General features: G+C 59.7%; 22 protein-coding genes and 1 tRNA gene. 11 read left to right on the top strand and 12 right to left on the bottom strand.

Features of this window, described 5'->3' with window-relative positions:
* Positions 1-60: 60 nt before the first annotated feature.
* The 3 genes from WEU32_RS02830 to WEU32_RS02820 all read left to right on the top strand — a co-directional run bounded on the left by WEU32_RS02830 (position 61) and on the right by WEU32_RS02820 (position 3,533).
* Complete coding sequence (locus WEU32_RS02830) at positions 61-945, top strand: hypothetical protein (RefSeq protein ID WP_312134968.1); 885 nt, start codon at positions 61-63, stop codon at positions 943-945.
* Between the two features lie 160 nt (positions 946-1,105).
* Positions 1,106-1,387 (top strand): hypothetical protein, encoded by a 282-nt coding sequence (locus WEU32_RS02825; protein ID WP_406852785.1) that lies wholly within the window; start codon positions 1,106-1,108, stop codon positions 1,385-1,387.
* Positions 1,388-1,490: 103 nt separating this feature from the next.
* Positions 1,491-3,533 carry a TonB-dependent receptor gene (locus WEU32_RS02820; protein WP_406852784.1) on the top strand — a complete coding sequence of 681 codons (2,043 nt, stop codon included), beginning with the start codon at positions 1,491-1,493 and terminating at the stop codon, positions 3,531-3,533.
* A gap of 59 nt (positions 3,534-3,592) precedes the next feature.
* On the opposite strand, the gene WEU32_RS02815 is transcribed toward WEU32_RS02820, so the two are convergent.
* The 3 genes from WEU32_RS02815 to cpdR all read right to left on the bottom strand — a co-directional run bounded on the left by WEU32_RS02815 (position 3,593) and on the right by cpdR (position 5,946).
* Entirely contained in the window at positions 3,593-5,134 is a 1,542-nt protein-coding gene (locus WEU32_RS02815) for a S10 family serine carboxypeptidase-like protein (protein WP_312134962.1), read from the bottom strand.
* Positions 5,135-5,401: 267 nt separating this feature from the next.
* Positions 5,402-5,476 (bottom strand) — tRNA-Val (locus WEU32_RS02810).
* Positions 5,477-5,589: 113 nt separating this feature from the next.
* Positions 5,590-5,946, bottom strand: coding sequence for a cell cycle two-component system response regulator CpdR (gene cpdR, locus WEU32_RS02805; RefSeq protein WP_312134961.1), 357 nt, complete (start codon positions 5,944-5,946; stop codon positions 5,590-5,592).
* Between the two features lie 119 nt (positions 5,947-6,065).
* On the opposite strand from cpdR, the gene WEU32_RS02800 reads away from it, so the two are divergent.
* Positions 6,066-6,941: an N-formylglutamate amidohydrolase gene (locus WEU32_RS02800; protein WP_406852783.1), complete on the top strand. Its 876-nt coding sequence runs from the start codon at positions 6,066-6,068 to the stop codon at positions 6,939-6,941.
* Positions 6,942-7,199: 258 nt separating this feature from the next.
* On the opposite strand, the gene WEU32_RS02795 is transcribed toward WEU32_RS02800, so the two are convergent.
* Complete coding sequence (locus WEU32_RS02795; RefSeq protein WP_406852782.1) at positions 7,200-7,886, bottom strand: DUF599 domain-containing protein; 687 nt, start codon at positions 7,884-7,886, stop codon at positions 7,200-7,202.
* A gap of 122 nt (positions 7,887-8,008) precedes the next feature.
* On the opposite strand from WEU32_RS02795, the gene ppa reads away from it, so the two are divergent.
* From ppa to WEU32_RS02770, 5 genes are all read left to right on the top strand, one after another.
* Positions 8,009-8,551, top strand: coding sequence for an inorganic diphosphatase (gene ppa / locus WEU32_RS02790; RefSeq protein WP_312134955.1), 543 nt, complete (start codon positions 8,009-8,011; stop codon positions 8,549-8,551).
* Between the two features lie 113 nt (positions 8,552-8,664).
* Positions 8,665-8,922 (top strand): Lrp/AsnC family transcriptional regulator, encoded by a 258-nt coding sequence (locus WEU32_RS02785; RefSeq protein WP_312134953.1) that lies wholly within the window; start codon positions 8,665-8,667, stop codon positions 8,920-8,922.
* Between the two features lie 99 nt (positions 8,923-9,021).
* Positions 9,022-10,200, top strand: coding sequence for an acyl-CoA dehydrogenase family protein (locus WEU32_RS02780; RefSeq protein ID WP_406852781.1), 1,179 nt, complete (start codon positions 9,022-9,024; stop codon positions 10,198-10,200).
* A 3-nt stretch (positions 10,201-10,203) separates the two neighbouring features.
* Positions 10,204-11,322: an acyl-CoA dehydrogenase family protein gene (locus WEU32_RS02775; protein WP_406852780.1), complete on the top strand. Its 1,119-nt coding sequence runs from the start codon at positions 10,204-10,206 to the stop codon at positions 11,320-11,322.
* 42 nt (positions 11,323-11,364) lie between these two features.
* A complete protein-coding gene (locus WEU32_RS02770; protein ID WP_406852779.1) occupies positions 11,365-12,528 on the top strand; it encodes a patatin-like phospholipase family protein in 1,164 nt (387 codons plus the stop codon).
* Between the two features lie 3 nt (positions 12,529-12,531).
* Here WEU32_RS02770 and WEU32_RS02765 read toward each other — a convergent pair whose 3' ends face one another.
* Both WEU32_RS02765 and WEU32_RS02760 read right to left on the bottom strand, forming a co-directional pair.
* Positions 12,532-13,317 (bottom strand): RNA methyltransferase, encoded by a 786-nt coding sequence (locus WEU32_RS02765; RefSeq protein ID WP_406852778.1) that lies wholly within the window; start codon positions 13,315-13,317, stop codon positions 12,532-12,534.
* A gap of 72 nt (positions 13,318-13,389) precedes the next feature.
* Positions 13,390-14,421, bottom strand: a complete 1,032-nt coding sequence (locus WEU32_RS02760; protein ID WP_406852777.1) for a S1/P1 Nuclease — start codon at positions 14,419-14,421, stop codon at positions 13,390-13,392.
* 413 nt (positions 14,422-14,834) lie between these two features.
* Between WEU32_RS02760 and WEU32_RS02755 the strand changes: the two genes are divergently transcribed.
* The gene (locus WEU32_RS02755; protein WP_312134942.1) at positions 14,835-15,401 is read left to right on the top strand and encodes a 3D domain-containing protein; all 567 of its coding nucleotides are present in this window, start codon (positions 14,835-14,837) and stop codon (positions 15,399-15,401) included.
* A gap of 70 nt (positions 15,402-15,471) precedes the next feature.
* Here WEU32_RS02755 and mscL read toward each other — a convergent pair whose 3' ends face one another.
* From mscL to aroA, 6 genes are all read right to left on the bottom strand, one after another.
* Complete coding sequence (gene mscL / locus WEU32_RS02750) at positions 15,472-15,873, bottom strand: large-conductance mechanosensitive channel protein MscL (protein WP_406852776.1); 402 nt, start codon at positions 15,871-15,873, stop codon at positions 15,472-15,474.
* Positions 15,874-15,938: 65 nt separating this feature from the next.
* Complete coding sequence (locus WEU32_RS02745; RefSeq protein ID WP_312134938.1) at positions 15,939-16,229, bottom strand: integration host factor subunit beta; 291 nt, start codon at positions 16,227-16,229, stop codon at positions 15,939-15,941.
* Positions 16,230-16,466: 237 nt separating this feature from the next.
* Positions 16,467-18,164 (bottom strand): 30S ribosomal protein S1, encoded by a 1,698-nt coding sequence (rpsA, locus tag WEU32_RS02740; RefSeq protein ID WP_312134937.1) that lies wholly within the window; start codon positions 18,162-18,164, stop codon positions 16,467-16,469.
* A 228-nt stretch (positions 18,165-18,392) separates the two neighbouring features.
* Positions 18,393-19,043, bottom strand: coding sequence for a (d)CMP kinase (gene cmk / locus WEU32_RS02735; RefSeq protein ID WP_406853485.1), 651 nt, complete (start codon positions 19,041-19,043; stop codon positions 18,393-18,395).
* A gap of 4 nt (positions 19,044-19,047) precedes the next feature.
* A complete protein-coding gene (locus tag WEU32_RS02730; RefSeq protein WP_406852775.1) occupies positions 19,048-19,305 on the bottom strand; it encodes a hypothetical protein in 258 nt (85 codons plus the stop codon).
* 49 nt (positions 19,306-19,354) lie between these two features.
* Positions 19,355-20,647: a 3-phosphoshikimate 1-carboxyvinyltransferase gene (gene aroA, locus WEU32_RS02725; RefSeq protein ID WP_406853484.1), complete on the bottom strand. Its 1,293-nt coding sequence runs from the start codon at positions 20,645-20,647 to the stop codon at positions 19,355-19,357.
* 162 nt (positions 20,648-20,809) lie between these two features.
* Here aroA and WEU32_RS02720 point away from each other — a divergent pair, with 162 nt between their 5' ends.
* Positions 20,810-21,271, top strand: coding sequence for a TIGR02300 family protein (locus WEU32_RS02720; RefSeq protein WP_312134933.1), 462 nt, complete (start codon positions 20,810-20,812; stop codon positions 21,269-21,271).
* The last annotated feature ends 118 nt before the right edge of the window (positions 21,272-21,389 follow it).

The following is a 21,389-nucleotide window of genomic DNA, read 5'->3' as shown; positions in this document are numbered from 1 at the left end:
GTGACGCTGAATATTCCAACCGCCCTGCGAACGCCCCGTTCGTCCTTGGAGAGACACACAATGTCGCGATTCATCCGCCCTGTACTGGCCGCTTGCCTGGTCCTCGCACCGGTAGCGACCGTTCAGGCTCAGGATTGGCGTGGCACGCCGGTTTTCGGTCAAACCCGACTGAGCGGCGGCTTTACACCCGACCCTTATACCGTCCAAATCACCGCTGGCGGCACCAATGATGCCGGGGAACTGGGTGGCGGACGCTGCACCGGTATGATCGGCAATAATCCGGACTATGCGCTGCGTTATTCGGCGACCGACATGCCGCTCTATATTCGCACCACTTCGGACTCTGACACCACGCTAGTCGTGCGTGATCCGCAAGGTTCGTGGCAGTGCGACGACGATACCAACGGCCTGAACCCGGAACTGTCCTTCCCGCGCCCGCAATCCGGCACCTATCACATCTGGGTCGGCACCTATGGCAATGAACGCGCCCGCGCCACGCTGGAAATCTCGGAACTCTCGGATTCAGGTACCTATGCTTCGGGTGGCCAGATCGATCTGAGCCTTGATTCCAATTTTGGCGGCGTGACCCTGCGCAGCGGTTTCCGTCCCGATCCGCACAATATCGAGATCGTTGCCGGTGGCAGCGTGCCAATTTCCTCGGTGGATGATAGCTGTCCCGGTTCGGTGTCCTCGGCACCGGACTATTCGGTGACCTATACCGGCAACCGCAGCGCTCCACTTGTTTTCACCTTCGTCAGTGATGATGACGCCGTGCTGCTCATTAACGGCCCGGATGGTGAATGGACCTGTGACGACGACAGCGACGGCAATCTGGATCCGCGTGTTACCTATCGCCGCGCCCAGACCGGCACATACGACATCTGGGTCGGCACCGTTGGTGGACAGATGGCCAGAGGCACCCTGTCGGTTTCAGAAATCAACTAGGCTTCTATCTTTCAAAAAAAATATGCGCCTCGCATCACTAAGATGCGGGGCGTTTTTCTTTCCCGTCCATATTATCGATCAATCAAAGTTCACGGATGCGTGAACTGAATCCGCACACTGCGCGTTAGTCAGTCTCCACAACCTTTGGGAGGAGCTCAAAATGCGTAAGATTGTACTGGCTGCTATTTCCGTTGCCGCAATGACCGGTCTGGCCGCGTGCCAGAATGCCGCTGAAAAAGAAGCAGACGCCAAAGCGGATGCTGTAGAGGCTCAGGCTGATGTGGCTGTGACTCAGCTGGAAAATCAGGCTGACGCCGCCGCATCAAACGCCACCCAGGAATCGCTGGATGCTCAGGCTGATGCTGTGGGTGAAGCCGCTGAGAAAAAAGCTGACGCCATCCGCGATAGCGCAAAGGACGCTCCGTCAACCCCCAGCCACTAATCTGATGTGATCTGGGAAAACCCCGCTGGCACTGTCAGCGGGGTTCTTCTTTTAGACTTACCAAGTCTATTGTGACGCTCCCCGGGTTTGATGGAGTATTTGCGTGCTGTTTGATGTCCCCCAACCACCGCAATCTCCGTCTCCTGAACTCACCCGCCTCGCAGACGTCGTTGTCACAGCTGCCCGTCTGAGCCCGCCTATAGCCCAGCTCACTTTTGACAATACTACGCTCCATAGCGAGGATCTGACCGCCACGTCGCGAATAGATCAGGCTCTGCGCCAGATCCCAGCCGTTACCCTTTTCCGGCGCGCAGACAGTCTGGCGGCCAACCCGACCACCCAAGGCCTGTCTCTTCGCGCCATTGCCCCCACAGGAGCCGGTCGCGCCTTGGTGACGCTGGATGGAGTGCCGATCAATGATCCCTTTGGCGGCTGGATCATCTGGGGTCAGATCACGCCCGAAAGCCTTGAGGCCATTGATGTCATGCGCGGCGCAGGCTCCGGCCCCTATGGCGCGGGTGCCCTGACGGGCACGATTGCCTTACGCGAAAGCGACCGTCCTCAGGGCATAGCCGACCTGTCGGTGGCCAGCCGTGGTGGATTGCGCGCCGCCGCCAACACCCGATTTGAGCATGGCCGTTTTGGGCTGACCGTGTCCGGTAACCACGAAACCAGCGACGGCTATGTGCCCGTACGCGGCCCCGATGCCGGTGCCGCCGATGTGCCGATGGACCTGAAGCTTGAAAGCCTGTCCGGTCGTCTGGACTATGCTGTCGGTGACGAAACCCGCTTGTCGCTGCGGGCCGCCAGCTGGGAAGAAGACCGTGGATCGGGCCTTGGCCGCAACCGTGCCAATGCGTCGGGAAACAGCGTTTCGGCAACCTTGTCCAAACAGGCCACCCAAGGACCATCCTGGCGCATCCAGTTGTGGGAGAACCACAGCAACCTGCTCAACACTTCCGGTGCCGTCTCGGCCGACCGCACCACCGTCACCCCCGCCAATGAACAATACCGCACCCCAGCCCGCGGTCGCGGGGCCAATGTCGCGCTTCGCAACACGCTGGACCTGAACGGCCTGCTGGAATGGGAGGTTGGTCTTGATGCCCGTTTTAACGAGGGCCAGACGCAGGAAATGTTCCGCTATATGGGCGGCATCTTTACGCGCGGGCGCATGGCGGGCGGCGAAACCTCGGTCATTGGCGGCTATGTCGATGCCTCATGGCATAATGGCCCGTGGATCGTAGCCGGTGGCCTGCGTCTCGATGAGTGGAAGAATGAAAACGGCTTCCGATTTGAAAATGACCTACAATCAGGGGCCATCACGCTTGATGAAACCGACCCTGCCCGCAGCGACAAGGTCGTCAGCGCCCGCTTGGGTATTCGCCGCGCCTTGGGGGCCGATAGCTGGCTGCGCGCCTCGGCCTATTCCGGTTTTCGCCCTGCCACCCTCAACGAGCTTCACCGCCCGTTCCGCGTCGGTAACGACCTGACCGAAGCCAATGCGGGACTGATACCGGAAACCCTGCAAGGCTTCGAAATGGAGTGGGGCCATAGGGGCGAACGCCACAGCCTGTCGGCCACCCTGTTCCGCAATATGATCGACGACGTGGTGGTCAATGTCACCCTTGCCGAGGGTCCGGGCACCTTCCCGCGTGCGGGCTTTGTGCCGGCGGGCGGCGTGTTGCGCCAGCGCCAGAATGCCGGATCGGTATCGGCCACAGGTCTGGAACTGGCAGGCCGTTATGAGGCCAGCGACACGCTTGGCCTCAAGGCCGCACTGGCATGGACGGATGCCGAAATGGACGGCGGTATGCTGGCCCCGCAACTGACCGGCCTTCGTCCCGCACAGGCCCCCAAATGGAGCGCCAATATCGGGGCGGACTGGCAGATAACACCCAGCCTCTCCTTGTCGGCCAATGCCCGTTATGAATCCGCCCGCTTCGACGATGATCTGAACAGCCGCACCCTCAAGTCCGCATGGACCATCGACACCCGCGCCCAGTGGCAGGTCTTGTCCCATGCCGCCCTGTGGATCGCCGCCGACAACCTGCTGGACGAGGATATCGAGACTGCGATGACCGGCACCGGTATTGCCGGATATACCGCCCCGCGCACGGTACGGGCCGGTGTGCGCCTGACCTATTAGGGCATAAAAATAGCCCCGCAGCCGAAGCTGCGGGGCCAAGGATCATAAGCCCAGACGGCTTAACGGTTACGGATGAAGGTGCGGATGTCGTTTGACAATTTACGCAGATCATCCTCGCGGACGTACATCATGTGTCCGGATTCATAGTAGTGCCACTCGATACGGCCATCGGTCGGGAAGCCCGGACGGTTCAGCGAGTATTCCGCACCGAAGAACGGCGTGGCCATATCGTAATAGCCCTGACCCACAAAGACACGCAGGGCGCTGTTCTCGCGCAGGGCCTTACCGATGTAAGGCGCGACGTTCAGATACTCGGCACCACCGCGCCCGGCTGAGGGGAGAGTCCAGTCCCAGCTACGCGTGCCGCCGATCGAGGAATAGACCACGTCCGGCGAGTATTTCAGTGTCTCGCGCACCCAGCTGTTCATCGCCGCCGTATAGGCACCATCGATGCCGTAGAAGCTCGGGTCATTGTCCGGACGCTCGCCGCCATTGTCGTAATCAACGCCGGTATAGCGGGTGTCCAGACGACCAACAGACAGGCCACGGTCACGCAACAGCTCTTTATAGAAACGGCTGGGCGACAGGCGCAGATTGACCTGATCGAGATAGGTTTCCGAAATGCCGGTATAACGCGCCAGTTGCGGCAGGATGGCTGCACGCTCCTGAGCCGTCAGGTCATTACCCTTCAGCAGGGCCGAAGCATACGGACCAATGGCAAAGGCGCGGGCCTCGGCCGCAAAGGCTTCCACCGTCGCCGGACGGTTCGGCACCTTGTTGTGGTACCAGGCCGTCGCCGCATAGGTCGGCAGGTTAGTGACAAAGCCCAGTTCATTGCCCTGAACATTGGCGGCCTGACTGAAGTCCAGGATCGACGAGATCAGCAGGATGCCGTTGATCGACACATCCGTATAGGTGCCTTCCAACTCATTGATGACCGCCGCCGAACGGGTGGTGCCATAGCTTTCACCGCCGATAAATTTTGGCGCGTTCCAGCGGCCATGCTCATTCAGCCACAGACGGATGAAGTCGGCCATCGACTTGGCGTCCTGCGTCACGCCCCAGTATTTGGCCGGATCAGTATCGCCCAGAGCGCGGCTAAAGCCCGTACCAACCGGATCGATGAAGACGATGTCGGTGACATCCAGCAGCGACTCGGTATTGTCGATCATCGGGAACGGGGCGGCACCGTCATCGCGGGCATCCGACGGCACAACCACGCGCTTGGGACCAAAGGCACCCATCTGCAGCCACAGCGAACCCGAACCCGGACCACCATTCCACAGGAAGGTCACCGGACGGTTCGGATCGGTCGGACCTTCCTTGATGTAGCTATAGGAGGTGATGGCCGCCAGCGGCTTGCCGTCCTTGTCCTTCAGATAGGTCTCGCCCGCAATGGCGCGATAGGCAATGCGCTGCCCGCCAAACACGCCCGTATGGCGGGTGGTCGAAACCACTGGCGGCGGAATATTATGCGAAGGGCGTTCACGCGAAGCGGCTCCCTCGCTGCGCGCGTCGCCCGAAGCCTGACTTTGGCCTTGAGCCATTGTTGGCCCCGCCAGCAACAATGCCGACACGGCGGCAATAACCAGTTTCTTCAAGTTGAAGCCCCTCATACACATCCGCACTCCCCTCGAGCGCGTGGTGCCTAAGGCAGCACCATAGTGAAATGTGGCGGCAATCCAGCCCGAATGTAAACCAGCGATATAACGAAAGGGTCAGATAAAATCCGTCTAATCTCGCAAGGTTCGCCGAAGATTATCCAAAAAGGGAGGCAAATCTCCAAGGTGCGCAGAGCACCTGATCCAGACGCTTGAAAATAGCTCTTTGTCAGAACTGCTGTGTCGGAATGTCTGGAGAATAGGAAATGGTGGACGCGACAGGGATTGAACCTGTGACCCCTACGATGTCAACGTAGTGCTCTCCCGCTGAGCTACGCGTCCGCCTTTTCTGCGGCCCGTCCAAGTTGCCTTGGTGGGCGGGAAGGCCGGTCGTATAGCCCGCCTTTTCTGGTTCCGGCAAGAGGTTTTTTCAACCTTTTCCGTTATTTTTCAAATCACGCCGCAATCATACGATCAACCTCGTCCACCAGGTCTTTCAAATGCACCGGTTTGGCCAGCACCTTGGCCTGTGGCGAGGCCTGGGCCGCCGTCAGCGCCACTGCGGCAAAACCGCTGATGAACATGATCTTCATGCCCGGATCGCGGGTACTGGCGGTGCGGGCCACCTCGATACCATCCGCTCCCGGCATAACAATATCGGTCAGCAACAGATCAAAGCCATGCGCTTCCAGCGCATCGATAGCATCGTCACCATTTTCGCAATCGATCACATCGTGACCGGCCCGCTCAAGCGCCCGCTTAAGAAAGCCGCGCAGAGAAGAATCGTCTTCGGCCAGAAGAATTCGCGCCATGAGTGGTTCCGGTTGCCCGTTGAATCAGTTGCAAGACTTCCGTCTAACACTGACCTGTAAACCGCGCATGAAAGAAACGGCAAAGGCGACGTAAAGCATCAAACATTGTATGTCGCCCTATGGCCTTCAACTCGTCCCCTGTAGTCGATACCGATCCGGATGCGCCGCATGTGGCGTTCGAGATCAGACAGGCCCGTCCCCCCGCTGCATCCGGCCTAATTTTCGCCTCGCCCCATTCCGGCAACTTCTATCCTGCCGACATGGATTGCGCGGCCGACAGGGCAACAGTCCGCAGCGTCGAGGATGCGGCCATGGACCAGTTGATTGCCAGCGGCCCCGATCATGGCGCGACCCTGCTGATCGCCCGATACGGTCGGGCCTATGTCGATCTGAATCGCGCCGAAACCGATCTCGATCCCGCCCTTATCGGTGACTGCCCGTCACTAGAGCCATCCCCCAAGACATTGGCGGGCTATGGTGTGCTGCACCGTCTGGCTGGTGACAGGCAGCCCCTCTACCAGAGACGACTGACGTTGGCAGAAGCCAATGGGCGACTTGATCGCGTCTATCGCCCCTACCATGACGCCCTAGCCGGACTGATGACACAGGCGAAAGACCAGTACGGACAGGCTCTCCTGATCGACTGGCACTCCATGCCCCAAAGAGCCACCGGCGCAAATGGTCCCGACATTATTCTGGGTGACCGCCACGGCACCAGTTGCGACGTGTTCTGGACCCGCACACTACGCGCCTTGTGCGAGGCGCAGCGCTGGCGTGTCGGTTTGAACCGTCCCTATGCGGGCGGTTATGCCACCCAGAAATGGGGCCACCCCGAAGAAGGGCTTCACGCCCTGCAAATCGAGGTCAATCGCCGCCTATATTGGGATGAGATCAACCACCAGCCCGCTATCGGCTGGAAACGCTGCCATAGCGCATTGAAACGGGTGATTGCCGAGCTAGGCCACATCCACGCCCAGCGCCTTGGCCGCGAGTAACCGACCTTAGCTTGACTGAAAATAAAAAAAAGCCGCGCCAGAACCGGCGCGGCTATAAAAGTCTATAGGGAGGAAACGCCCAGGAAGGGCGAGACGCTCAAAAGCGTCGAAAAACAACCTAGGTTGCAGTGCACAAAATATCAAGCCTCGGATTCACGGCTTTGTTTCACACCCTGTTTCAAACCCTGTAATAATTGAGCGAATTCGTTACATTCCGACGTTATTCAGTTCAATTTCGCAGCCGCACTCGACCAAGGTCTAGTGTCGCTCCAGCAGGCGACGGGCCGCGCGAACGGCACGGGCCGATGGCGATGCCGACTGTCGCCACAATAACAGGCTGGTCACCAGAATGACCGCCAGCAACAACCACACCGATCCAAACATCCAGACCGCCGCTGCAAGGGCGAAATAATAGCCCCGCTCGCCCCGGTTAAATGAAGACAGCGCCGGATTGAGCACCTTGCCCACGGCTACCCCATACGAAGCACGATCGGCTTCTTCATGCACTTCGGGAGCCGCTCCGATCAGGGCCACCGTATAGTTCAGCTGTCGCAGTGCCCAGATGAAGTCCAGAAGCCCGCGGGCCAGACACAACAGGATCAGGGCCAGCTTGGCTTCCATCACCTTGATGGTCGTCACTTCAGCGCCAAGAGCAGCGATGTTGCGCAAAGCAACATCCCCGCCAAACAACACCCCTGCAACCGCCGCAATCAGCAGCAGGTTGGTTGAGGCAAAGAACGAAGCCGACGAGATTGTGTGTCCCATCAACTGGGCATCCACCAGACGCATCTGGCGGTTGGTCATCGCCGCCATCCAGCTATGGCGAACGGTCAGCATATCGGTATTCAAGGTACCGCTGCGGCGCGACATCAGCCCCAACAGCGGGTCATAGCCCAGCCAGGCCACAAGAAAGACGACAAGAGCGACCCAATCCAGAACCGACATCGACCTCAAAGCCTCCCGATTACCATTGCCCCACACACAACCAGGCCGTGACGCTTGCCGTCAGCCCGCGCAGAGCTTATCACGCCCGCCAACATCTTTCGCATCTGCAATAGAGCACAAATATGAACATCGACGCCATTCCGGTTGGTAAGGACGCCCCGTGGGACGTTAACGCCATCATCGAAATCTCGGCTGGCGGCACGCCGGTCAAGTACGAGATGGACAAGGAATCGGGCGCTCTGTACGTCGACCGCTTCTTGTCGACCCCGATGATCTATCCGGCCAACTACGGCTTCATCCCGCACACCCTGTCGGATGATGGTGATCCCTGCGACGTTCTGGTCCTGACCCCGTATCCGGTTGTTCCGGGCAGCGTCCTGCGCTCGCGTCCGATTGGCGTGCTGATCATGACCGACGAAGCCGGTGGCGACGAGAAGATCCTGTGCGTGCCGGTCGACAAGATGAGCCCGTTCTATTCGGACATCAAATCCTACGAGCAACTGCCGGCCATCCAACTGCAGCAGATCGAGCATTTCTTCACCCGCTACAAGGATCTGGAGAAGGGCAAGTTCGTCAAGATCGACCGTTGGGGATCGGCCGAAGAAGCTGCCAACCTGATCGTTGCCGGTCAGGCTGCGCATCAGGCCAAGCTGGCCGCCAAGTAAAACGGGCACAGGTTAATCGATATAAGGGCGCTGCGGATCACCGTAGCGCCCTTTTTCTTGGCGCACTGCCGTCATCGCGCTAAGGCAGACAGACCTTAAGGAGTGTTGCCGCCATGATGACCGCCATCTTTGTTTTCGTGAAATGCGAACTGGGCTTTGCCAATGATGTGGCGGCCGATCTGGTCGATAATGTGCAATATATCAGCGAGGTCTATTCGATCTCGGGCGACCATGACCTGCTGGCCAAGTTCCACCTTCCCAAGGACATGGATATTGGCACCTTCGTGACCAAACAGGTTCAGACCCGCCCGAACATCCGCGACACCTATACGGTCATCACCTTCTCGCCCTTCGTACCCACGAAGGGGTGATCACACGGATTGATCTAGACCGTAGCCAATCAAAACCCATGTGATAACGTCGATCCCGAAGATGGCCCGAAGAGGCCATACCGAAGGGGAAACGTGCCTATGAGTGATCTCGAAGCTTTCCGCCTCGAAGTGCGGAACTGGCTGGAAACCAATTGCCCCGCCGAGGTGCGCGGGCCGATCGAATCCGAAAACGACATGATCTGGGGTGGCCGCAGCGCCACCTTTAAAACGCCCGCCCACAAGGCGTGGATGGACGCCATGGGGGCCAAGGGCTGGACCGCCCCCGAATGGCCCGCCGAATATGGTGGCGGTGGCCTCAGCCGCGAACAGGCCAAGGTGCTGTCTTCGGAACTGCGCCGTATCAAGGCGCAACCGGCCCTGAACAGCTTTGGCATCTGGATGCTGGGTCCGGCGCTTCTGGCCTTCGGCACCGAAGAACAGAAAAAGAAATTCCTGCCCCAGATTGTGCGCGGCGAAATCCGCTGGTGTCAGGGCTATTCCGAACCCGGTTCAGGTTCGGACCTCGCCTCGCTGCAAACCCGCGCCGAAGACAAGGGCGACCACTGGATCGTCAACGGCCAGAAGATCTGGACCTCCTATGCCGACAAGGCAGACTGGATATTCTGTCTGGTTCGCACCGATCCGTCGAGCAAGCACAAAGGAATCAGCTTTGTCCTGTTCGACATGGAAACGCCGGGTGTCTCGACACGCCCCATCACGTTGATTTCCGGTAAGTCACCCTTCTGCGAAACCTTCTTCGACAATGTGCGCGTCGAGAAAGAAAATCTGGTCGGCGAACTGAACCGTGGCTGGGACGTCGCCAAATACCTTCTGGCCCACGAACGCACCATGATCGGGGCCATGGGCGAAGGCATGGGCCGCCCACTGGGCGAGGTAGCCCGCGACAGCCTCGGCACCGATGATCAAGGCAGGATTGAAGATGCCATGCTGCGCGCCCGCATCGCCGAATGGGATGTGGATGCCGCCGCCTTCAAACTGGCCATGGACAGCGCCGTTGACCGCATGAAGGCCGGTCAGGCCCATCCGGCGCTGGCCTCGGTGCTGAAATATTACGGCTCGGAACTGAACAAGCGCAAATACGAGTTGTTGATGGCCGCTGGCGGCATCGACGCACTGGAATGGGAGAGCGAGCGCTCGCACGAGGGTGAAACCGCCCGCAGCTGGCTACGCACCAAGGCCAACTCCATCGAGGGCGGCACCACCGAGGTGCAGCTCAACATCATCGCCAAACACCTTCTGAACCTGCCGGGAGCCTGATCCATGCCTTTGATCCTGACAGACGAACAGGTGATGCTGAAAGATGCCGTGGACGGCTTCCTCAGCGAGCACGCCCCGATCAAACATTTGCGCCAGTTGCGCGACAGCCACGATGCTGACGGCCTCTCTCGCACCCTGTGGCAGCAGTTCGGCGAAATGGGCTTTGCCGGTGTGCTGATTGACGAAGAGCATGGCGGCTCGGGCCTTGGAGCCGTCGAGGCGGGTGTGATCGCCGAAAGCCTTGGCCGCACCCTGACGCCCTCGCCTTTCTTTGGCAGCGCAGTCCTGTCGGCCAATATTTTGCAGAACGCCGGATCGGATGACCAGAAATTCTGGCTGTCCAAGATCGCGGCGGGCGAGGCGATTGTCTCTCTGGCCGTCGATGAAGGGGCCAAACACGCCCCGCACCGCATCGAAACCCGCGCGGAACGCAGCGGTAACGGCTTCAAGCTGAACGGGGCCAAGGCGCTGGTGCTGGACGGCCATGTGGCCGATGCCCTGATTGTTGCGGCCCAGACCGATGAAGGTTTGAGCCTGTTCCTTGTCGATCCCAAAACAGACGGGATCAGCATCGAGCGCACCGTCATGGTCGATGCCCATAATGCCGCCCGCATCACCTTCAAAGACGTTGAGGTCGATGCCGACGCCCTGATCGGCGAGGTCGGCACGGGCCAGCCGGTGCTGGACAAGGCGCTTTCTCTTGGCCGCGCCTGTGCCGCAGCGGGCCTGAACGGTGCGGGCGACCAAGCCTTTGCCATCACGCTCGACTATCTGAAAACCCGCCAGCAGTTCGGCAAGCTGATCGGTGAGTTTCAAGCCCTGCAACACCGCGCCGCCCATCTCTATACCGAGCTGGAACTGGCCAAGGCCGCAACGCTCGGGGCCTTGCAAGCCCTTGACGAGGGCAAGGAAACCGCTGGCCTGTCTGCCTCGGTGGCCAAGGCCAAGGCCGGCCGCGTGGCCGAACTGGCCGTGCAAGAAGGGGTGCAGATGCACGGCGGCGTTGGCATGACCGACGAATTCGACATCGGCCTTTATATGAAACGGGTCAGGGTGCTGAACGAAACTCTCGGCGATAGCCACTTCCACGCCGAGCAACTGGCCAAGGCTCGACGCTACTAGGCGGCACTTGCCAAGGCACGGCGTCTCGGGAGAAGTTGAGGCATGGTAAAGCTCCCTGCCCCGGCATCTTCCGAAACGCGCTCTGTTCGTGGACGTCGTGCCTATCCGCCTGTCAGCAATGCACAGATCAAGGGGTTTACCGATATCCGCCTGTCTGCGGATACCGCCGAGGAGGCCCTGCAACAAGCCGCCGACCGGTTGTCATTACCGCGCGCCAACTGGGCCTCGGAACGGTTCGACATTCTGGCCCTGTCAGGGGGCGCGGCAGGTGGAGCCTTTGGCGCAGGGGCCCTGTGCGGCTGGACCAAGAGCGGCCACCGCCCCCGGTTCGCCCTTGTCACCGGCGTCAGCACCGGAGCCCTGATTGCGCCGCTGGCCTTTCTGGGCGCGGCCTATGATGAAAAGCTGCGCGATGCCTATACGGGCGGCCATGCCCGATCCCTGCTGGACCCGCGCCGCCTCGCCCCTGTCCTGAGCGGCGGCCTGTTAAGGGCAGAGGCCCTAGAGGCCCTGATCACGCCCTTTGTGGACATGGAACTGATCGAGGCCATTGCCCGCGAACATGAACGCGGACGCCGACTGCTGGTGGCCACCACCGATCTCGACAGCCAGTCAGCCTGTATCTGGGATATGGGTGCCATCGCCAGCCATGGCGGCGAAAAAGCCCTGCGCCTGTTCAAGGATATTCTGGTGGCCTCGGCCAGCCTGCCTGTGGTCTTTTCGCCCCGCCTGATCGATGTAGAGGTGGACGGCCAAACCTATCAGGAAATGCATGTGGACGGGGGCCTTGCCTCGCCCCTGTTCCTGATGCCCGAAAGCCTGCTGCGCTGGCAGAAGCTGGGCAAACGGCTGAAAGGCGGGCGTGTGCATGTGATCATCAATACGGTGCTGGACCCGGCCCCCAAGACGACAGCGCCCAACATGGCCACCGTCACCACCCGCAGCTTCGATGCCATGTTGCGGTTTTCCTACCGTCAGGCGCTCAGCACGGCGGTCACCCTGTGTGCCGCACGCGGCCTGCCGCTGCGAACGGCTTCGATCCCCCGCCTGCCGGACGGGGTGAACCTGATGAATTTCGACACTGCCGCCATGCAGTCCCTGTTCGAAACCGGACAGGGCATGGCCCTGAACGGCAGCCTGTGGAGCACGGCCGTCCCCCCTCAAGGGTTGGAGCGTATTCTCGACGCCCTCTCCGCCTCGAAATAAGGCTTAGTCTTCTTTTTTAGCCTCGGCAGCCGCTTTAGCCGCCATCTTGGCCAGCACACGACCACGGCCCTTGGACAGGGCATGGATTACACCACGGAAGGTCGCCACCTCCTGCTCGGTAAAGCTGGCACGGCCCAGCATGACGCGCAGGTTCTGGCTCATGGAGCGTTTCTTCTCGGGCGGGTGGAAGAAGCCGCCATTATCCAGCTCGGCTTCGAGATGCTCGTACATGCCCATCAACAGCGCATTGGAGGCAGGTGGCTCGGCCTCGCGGAAGCATGGGGGTGGTGCATCCAGAATAAGGGTGCGCCACTCATAGGCATTGATAGCCACAGCCTGCGCCAGATTGAGAGATTGGTGACGCGGATCGATTGGAATGGTGGTGATGCCTGCACACAGTGCGATATCGCCCGTTTCCAGACCCGCCCTTTCCCCGCCAAACAAAAGGCCGCATTTCAGGCCCGAAGCGGTCTCGTCATAAAGGATGCGGGCGCTTTCACGCGGTGTGCGTACCGGCTGACGCGTCTCGCGCGGGCGAGCCGTTGTCGCAAACACCACATTCAGGTCGGCAATGGCGTCCGCCACGGTATCGAATACCTTGATCCCCTCCAGCACCCAGTCAGCACCGGACGCGGTCGCCCATGCCCGTTCCTGTGGCCAGCCATCGCGCGGATTGACCAGACGTAATTCCGACAGACCGAAATTGGCCATGACACGGGCCACCGAGCCGATGTTATCGGCCAGTTGCGATCGATCCAGGATGACGACGGGAGGGGTGATTGCGCTCATGGCCGCCTCTTTAAACGCGAAGACCGCCCCTGCGAAGGCAGGAGCGGTCCATTTACGACGATTGGAGACGATTTAGTCTTCGCCCACCAGAGCGATCCACGGATCGACACTGCCCGCTTCAACCTCGGCCACCTTGACAGCTGGCCAACCCACCAATGCCGTACCCGACACATTCCATGCCGCCACGGTAAAGTCGCGCACCTGTTCTGCACCGGCGGCCAAACGGGTATTCACAAACTCGACGCCGCGCGGATCGGTGCCATTGAACGCGCCCTGCTTCTCCATACGGTAGAAGGGAATGACGGTACCCAAAGTGGTATTCAGCATACCCACCGTGCGGGCCTTAAGGTCAAAGCCCTCGACATTCATCGGAGCCATAGCCGCACGCACCGTCGCGGGGTTCAGATTGCGTGACGTATAGGCCCCTTCAAACGTGCCGTGTGTGCGGCGTGAAGTCGTAAATCCTTCCGGATTGGTCTCACCGCCCCAGCCATTAAAGTGAATGGTCGTGTGGTGCGGCTGCGAGGCATCCCCCAGATAATGGCTAAGAACACCGATATCGCGCAGGATCAACTGCTCGCGGCGCAGACGATCGGCACGATACCATTCGCGCTTGGCCAGATCGGTTTCGCGCGCTTCGGCTGCATTCAGCACGCGCCAATAGGCAAAGTCGCGTTCCAGATTTTGCCATGCATCCATAATGGCATAGGGCAGATAACCGGCCTTATCGACATCCAGCCCAACCTTGGTCAGTGCGGCATCATATTCGGACTTGAGACGCGGCAACTGGTCCATCGTCATACCGCGATGATCCATTACACGGCCTTCGTCATCCATATCGATAAAGTGTGCGGTGTCACGTTCGCGGTCGTGCGGTTGGCCCGCCCCCTTCCAGCGATCAGGTTCACGCGAATACTCGCCCACATCCGAAGCCGCCCCCGGCGAGCGCAGGAAGGCAGGCAAATGGTCCGGTAGAGCCTGCATGGCGGTTACGCCGATAACGCGGTGGCCCGAAGCCCCCCACGCCACAACCTGAGCAGCAGGCACCGTCACCAGCATCAACGCTGCGGCAGAAATCATCAGGGGCTTGATGGATCGCTTCATGGCGAACTCCGGTGGATAGGGTCAAATCGTGTGCCGATTTATCCCATTCGGACAAAGCCCGCCACCAATGCCCTCAAAACCTTTGTAGGCACGCTCGATTTCAGGTCGTTAAAGAAACATCTACGCGGGACTATTTGCACCCATAAACGGAAATCTTCGCAATAAAGTTTTCACAACGCCGTGATCAGAAATGTTTTTTAAGTTAATAACCACTAAAAGATTAGCAACATCATCTAATACTGTATTCAATAATACACTCTATTCTGAACATAAATGCGAGTATGCTGTGGCAATGCCTGCCGCAATTGCGCCACGCCTAGCCATCATCTTATTTGACGCAATTTTGCCATATTCTATCGTCAAAAGCTCTCCCGCCGGTGGGCGTTGGTGCCGGTGCTGCTCATGTGAATTAGATGCTGAATACGGTCGCCGCTCTGGCCGCCCTATGGGCCCTGTCGTTCGCCTCTTCCAGCGGACCTGTCCCTTACGAGGCTGTTGTTGCAAACGAAATCGCAGCCGCATCCCTCGCAGCCAAAGTCGACACCGAAGCCGTCGCCGCCGATAAAATCGCGGCCCTGAGCGACGAACAGCAAGCCCATATGCTCGAAGAGGCCGACTGGCGCGCCTCGGCCCGCCTCTACCACGCCGGTGGTGGTGGTGCGACCGGTAACGATTCGTTGGGATGCCGTCCGATTGCCATGCGCACCGTTGCCACCGATCCGCGCGTCATTCCGCGCCGTACCCGCCTGTTTATTCGCGAGACGGTTGGCCTAGAAATGGCCGACGGCACCAAGCACGATGGCTATTGGTATGCCTCGGACACAGGCGGTGCCATCCGCGGTGCCAAAATCGACCTGTTTACCGGCCATGGTCGTGGTTCAATGCGACCCGCCATGCCGCTGAATATGAAAACCCTGACGGTTGTAGATGCCGGTGATTTCGAAGGCTGCCCACCCGCTTGGGAAACGGCCTCGAGCTAATCGAAGCTCCATACAAAAAAAGGCCGCCGGAACGATCCGGCGGCCTTTTTTGTTTGCCCGAAATGGCTCTTTACGGGCGCTTCTTCAATTCATCGCGGATTTCCACCAGCAAGGCCTCGGTAGGCGTCGGTGCCGCCGGAGCTGCTTCTTGTGTGCGACGCAGCTTGTTCACCAGTTTCACCATCATGAAGATGACGAAAGCCACAATGATGAACTGGATACAGGTATTGATGAAGGCACCATATTCGATCACCGCCGGATCACCGGTCGGGTTCGTCGGATTGACCGGCAGGGTGTATTTCAGCGCTGCAAAGTCCACCCCGCCAATCAACCAGCCAATTGGAGGCATAACGATCTGATCGACCAGGCTGGTCACGATCTTGCCGAACGCGCCACCAATAATCACACCGACCGCCAGATCTACGACGTTACCGCGTGCGATGAATTCCTTGAATTCGCTGCTAAGGCTCATTGAAATGCTCCGTTAGGGGGTGCGGCACTACCGCACCAGAATCTGTTCACCCCCTATAGGGAAGATCAGGCGTCACCAGAAGCGTTCAGACGCACACGCAGTTCCTTGCCGCTTTTGAAAAAGGGCACCGCCTTGGCGGGCACTTCGACGGTTTCACCAGTGCGCGGATTGCGCCCCGAACGTGCCGGGCGGCTACGAACCGAGAAAGCGCCAAAACCGCGAAGCTCAACCCGACCGCCCTCTGACAGGGCGCTGGTCATTTGCCCAAGAATGACATTCACCACGCGTTCGACTTCGGCATGGGTGAGATGGAGATTCTCAGCCGCCAGCTTCTCGATCAGTTCGGACTTGATCATACAGGCCCCCGTATGTGTCTCGTCTGGCGCATTCGCCAGCCTCGGAACACCACCTAAACACCTGATGACTTTGGAAGAAAGAGGAAAATTGCGTCTCAAAGAACGATTTTCTGCGATTAGGCCGAAATCAGCCCCCTGAAATGTAACCCAAAGAAAAGGGCAGCCGGATTGCTCCGACCGCCCTCATGATTTCCGAACCATGGCCCTGCGGGCCACAGCACAGGACGCTTTAAGGACTTAGTCCTTCGAGGCATTCTTCAGGGCTGCGCCCAGAATGTCGCCCAGCGAAGCGCCCGAGTCCGACGAACCGAACTGCTCGATGGCTTCTTGCTCGTCCTTCATTTCGAGTGCCTTGACCGACACCGAAACGCGGCGGGTAGCCTTGTCAACGGTGGTGATCATGGCGTCGATACGATCGCCGACATTGAAGCGTTCCGGACGTTGCTCGTTACGGTCGCGCGACAGATCCGACTTGCGGATGAAGGCGGTGACCAGAGCGTCGTCTTCACCGAACTTGACTTCGATGCCGCCGGTTTCGATCGCCGAAACGGTGACGGTGATCTGTTGGCCACGCTTGTAGACGTCGCCTTCCATCGGGTCAGCGCCCAGTTGCTTGACGCCCAGCGAGACGCGTTCTTTCTCGATGTCGACGTCCAGAACCTTGGCCTTGATGACCTCGCCCTTACGGTAGCGCTGGATGGCTTCTTCGCCCGACACGTTCCAGTCCAGGTCCGACAGGTGGACCATGCCGTCGATGTCGTTGTCCAGACCGATGAACAGGCCGAACTCGGTGGCGTTCTTGACTTCGCCTTCGACGGTCGAACCGACTGGGTGAGCTTCAACGAAAGCTTCCCACGGGTTGGCTTGAGCTTGCTTCAGGCCCAGCGAGATACGGCGCTTGGCGCTGTCGACGTCCAGAACGATGACGTCCACTTCTTGCGAGGTGGAGACGATCTTGCCCGGGTGGACGTTCTTCTTGGTCCAGGACATTTCCGAAACGTGGACCAGACCTTCAACACCGGCTTCCAGCTCAACGAATGCGCCGTAGTCGGTGATGTTGGTGATGCGACCGGTGTACTTGGCACCGACCGGGTACTTGGCTTCCACGCCGTCCCACGGGTCCGACTGCAGTTGCTTCATGCCCAGCGAGATACGTTGGGTGTCCGGGTTGATCTTGACGATCTGGACCTTGACGGTGTCGCCAACAGCCAGGACTTGCGACGGATGCGACACGCGCTTCCACGACATGTCGGTGACGTGCAGCAGGCCGTCGATGCCGCCCAGGTCAACGAACGCACCGTAGTCGGTGATGTTCTTGACAACGCCTTCACGGATTTCACCCTCGGCCAGCTGACCAACCAGCTCGGTGCGCTGTTCAGCGCGGGCTTCTTCCAGGATCGCACGACGCGAGACAACGATGTTGCCGCGCGGACGGTCCATCTTCAGGATGGCGAACGGTTGTTCTTTGCCCATCAGCGGGGTGACGTCGCGAACCGGACGGATGTCGACTTGCGAACCCGGCAGGAAGGCCGAAGCACCGCCCAGATCGACAGTGAAACCACCCTTGACGCGGCCGACGATAGCACCGTTGACCGGCTGACCTTCGGCGAAGACGGCTTCCAGACGGGTCCAGGCTTCTTCGCGGCGAGCCTTGTCGCGGCTGATGACGGCTTCACCCAGAGCGTTTTCAACGCGTTCCAGGTAAACTTCGACGTTGTCGCCGACCTTCGGCAGGACAGCGCCTTCGCCTTGGCCGAATTCGCGCATGGCGATACGGCCTTCGGTCTTCAGGCCGACGTCGATGATGACGATGTCTTTTTCGATGCCGACAACGCGACCGTGAACGACTTGGCCTTCGCCAAGGTCGCGGCCTTGCAGTTGTTCGTCGAGCAGAGCGGCGAAATCATCGCGGGTGGGGTTAAAGGTTTCGGTCATATGACTCTTGGGGTTGATGGGAAGGGTCTTTGCGAACGGCCGCAAGCAGCCGGTCACGAAGGGGGTGAAACTTCAGATTTTCGGTAGGTCGGACGATACGAGGCGCACGCAAGCGCGGCTTGAACTCACCCGTAACGCCCACAGCCGACGAGGATCAGCACGTTGAAATTGCTATAGAACTGCGGTCCCGATCCGGCGGGCCTGTCCTGGACAGGCGGGCCGTGATGATCAGACGCCGTGCTTAGCGCGTGCCGTCTCGACGATACGGCGGGCCGCATCGAAGGCGGCTTCTATACCCATTTCAGTCGTATCCAGCAAGATAGCGTCGTCCGCTTGAATCATCGGTGCAGAATCGCGACCGGCATCACGGGCATCGCGTTTGCGGATATCGGCCAGCATTTCTTCGAACGAAATCAGTATCCCGCGCGCATTCAATTGTTTCCAGCGGCGCTCGGCCCGCACTTCGGCAGAGGCTGTCACAAAGAGTTTCGCCACCGCATCGGGCGCAATCACCGTACCGATGTCGCGACCGTCCAGCACTGCACCACCGTCTTGGGCGGCAAAGTCCTGTTGCAGCTTCAGCAGCGCCTCGCGCACAGCCTTGTGGCCCGCCACACGACTGGCCGCTTCTCCGGCCTCACCTGTGGTCAGGCGTGCATCTTCCGACAGGCCTTCGGCTTTCAGATTACGCGCGACTTCACCGGCCACTGCCTCGTCGGCCAGATCACCACCGGCATCCAGCACGCCCATTCCCACAGCACGATACAGCAGACCCGTATCCAGATACGGCAGGCCATAATGATCGGCCAGACGCGAAGCGATCGTGCCCTTGCCGGATGCAGCAGGACCATCAACGGCGATGACGAAGGACTGGGACAGGGCGCTACTTTCTTGTCAGGCTCTGGAGCACAGAATACAGACAGATCACTGCCAATCCTGCCGCCAGCAAAATCGAGAGCCCGAAAAAGCCGTTTAGGGCCCAAAATACAAGAGGGTTCTCGCGAACATCGATGTCCGGACCACGCCGGTTCCTGATCCAGCCCTGCTCCAGTATCTGGAAAAGCCCGCGAACGCCCTGGAAAACACACCATGAGAGAAGGCCGCCTGCCAGCAAGCCGCTGACGGCCTTCTTCCATTTCATACCCGAGCGTTCCGGCAAGTCATTCACGGTCTTGTCGACAGAAACCCGTTCACCCGATCCTGGCCCCTAGACCGTTCATCAACGACACAAAACCGGGGAAGGACGTCGCAATCATTTCCGGATCACGCACGGCCACCGGATGTTCGGCGGCAAGACCCAGAACCAGATGGCTCATGGCGATGCGGTGATCGTGCGCGGTATCCACCGTGGCACCGCCCTTGACCGGCCCGCCCGTGACAATAAAGCCTTCGGGCTCTTCCTCAACTTGAACACCGCAAGCGCGCAGGCCAGCCGTCATAAGGGCGATACGGTCACTTTCCTTCACGCGCATCTCGCCAATGCCGCGCATCACCGTCTGCCCCTCGGCAAAGGCCGCCGTCGCGGCAAGAATCGGATATTCGTCGATCATGGCTGCCGCACGCATTTCCGGTACCACAATACCTTTCAGCTGCGAATAACGGGCCGTCACATCGCCCACCTCTTCGCCACCTGCCATACGGCGGTTCGAGATCGTGATGTCGGCTCCCATATCGACCCAAGTATCAAACAGGGCGGCCCGAAGCGGGTTCAGCATCACGCCTTCGACCGTCACGTCCGAGCCCGGCACAATCAGTGCTGCCGCCAGCGGGAAGGCTGCAGACGACGGATCGCCCGGCACCGAAACCTTGGTGCCATAAAGGGTTTGACCGCCTTCCAGCGAAATCACCCAGCCTTCGCCCACTTCCTGCACATCGACCTCGGCCCCGAAGGCGGTCAGCATGCGCTCGGTATGGTCGCGGCTTTTTTCGGGTTCGATGATGCGGGTCGTGCCCTCGGCATTCAAACCGGCCAGCAAAATGGCCGACTTCACCTGCGCCGAGGCCACCGGCTGCTCGAATTCGATCGCCGACAACTGGTCACCTTTGACCACCACCGGCAAGCGGTCTTCGTTCTGCTTCCATTCGAAGCGTGCGCCCATAGAGGCCAGCGGCCCCGTCACGCGTTTCATCGGACGCTTGCGCAGCGAAATATCGCCATCGAAGGTGACTTCAACCGGATAACCGGCCACCGCCCCCATCAAAAGACGTACGCCGGTTCCGGCATTGCCGCAGTCAATCTTATCGAACGGCGACTGCAGACGGCCCTTGCCCGTCACCTTCCAGTGACCTTGACCGATTTTTTCGACCTTGGCCCCCAGGGCCGCCATAGCCCGCGCTGTCGCCAGAATATCATCGCCTTCCAACAGGCCGTCGATCTCGGTCATCCCTTCGGCCATAGCGCCAAAGATGAGACTTCTGTGAGAGATAGACTTATCTCCGGGAGCCTTCACCGTCCCCTTCAGGGCATGGCTTGAGGACGCAATAAAGGTCTTGGATTCGCTCACCCGGCTACTCGGCTCCGATTATATCTGGAAAACAGGACGCAGGCGCGTCACATAAAGGCTTTTGACAGTGGGCTCTTCGGGTGGCAAGGGAGCCGACCGATTTCCCGATTTTCAACTCCACTCCCGCCGAAGGTTTCATCCGTGGCTAATCCTGAACTGGGCCAAAAGCAGCTCTGCCCGAACTGCCAGGCCAAATTCTACGACCTGAACCGTCGTCCGGCGCGCTGCCCCAAGTGCGAGACCGAATTCGACCCGATGGAAGAGGCTCTTAAGAGCCGCCGCGTCCGTCGTGGTGCCGGCTATGCCGCCGACGAAGACGAAAACGAAGATCAGGTCGCCGACAAGTCGGTAGACGCTGACGAAGAAGAAGAGGACGATGGCGAGGCTTCTACGCCCGAGATCGATCAGGAAGGCCACGAGCCGATCCTGACGCCGGACGACGACGACGCCGATCCTGTCGACGACGACGCTGGCCTTAACACCACCGATGGCGACGACGACGACGTTCTCGACGAAGATGACGACTCCGTGCCGTTCATCGAGGACGAAGACGACGATGGTCTGGACGAAGAACTGACCAAGCCGTCGCTCGACGACGAGTAAAAACAAGGTTCTGAAAACTAAGCGGAAAAAAGTTTTCAGAACCGCTTGACCTTCCGGTCGGAACTCCCTAGTTTCCGCCACCTCGACGGGCAATAAACCCGAAGGGACCGACCGGAAG

The sequence above is a fragment of the Brevundimonas sp. BH3 genome (assembly GCF_045345115.1).
Taxonomy (GTDB): Bacteria; Pseudomonadota; Alphaproteobacteria; order Caulobacterales; family Caulobacteraceae; genus Brevundimonas.
This window is presented reverse-complemented; position numbering and strand designations above follow the sequence as displayed.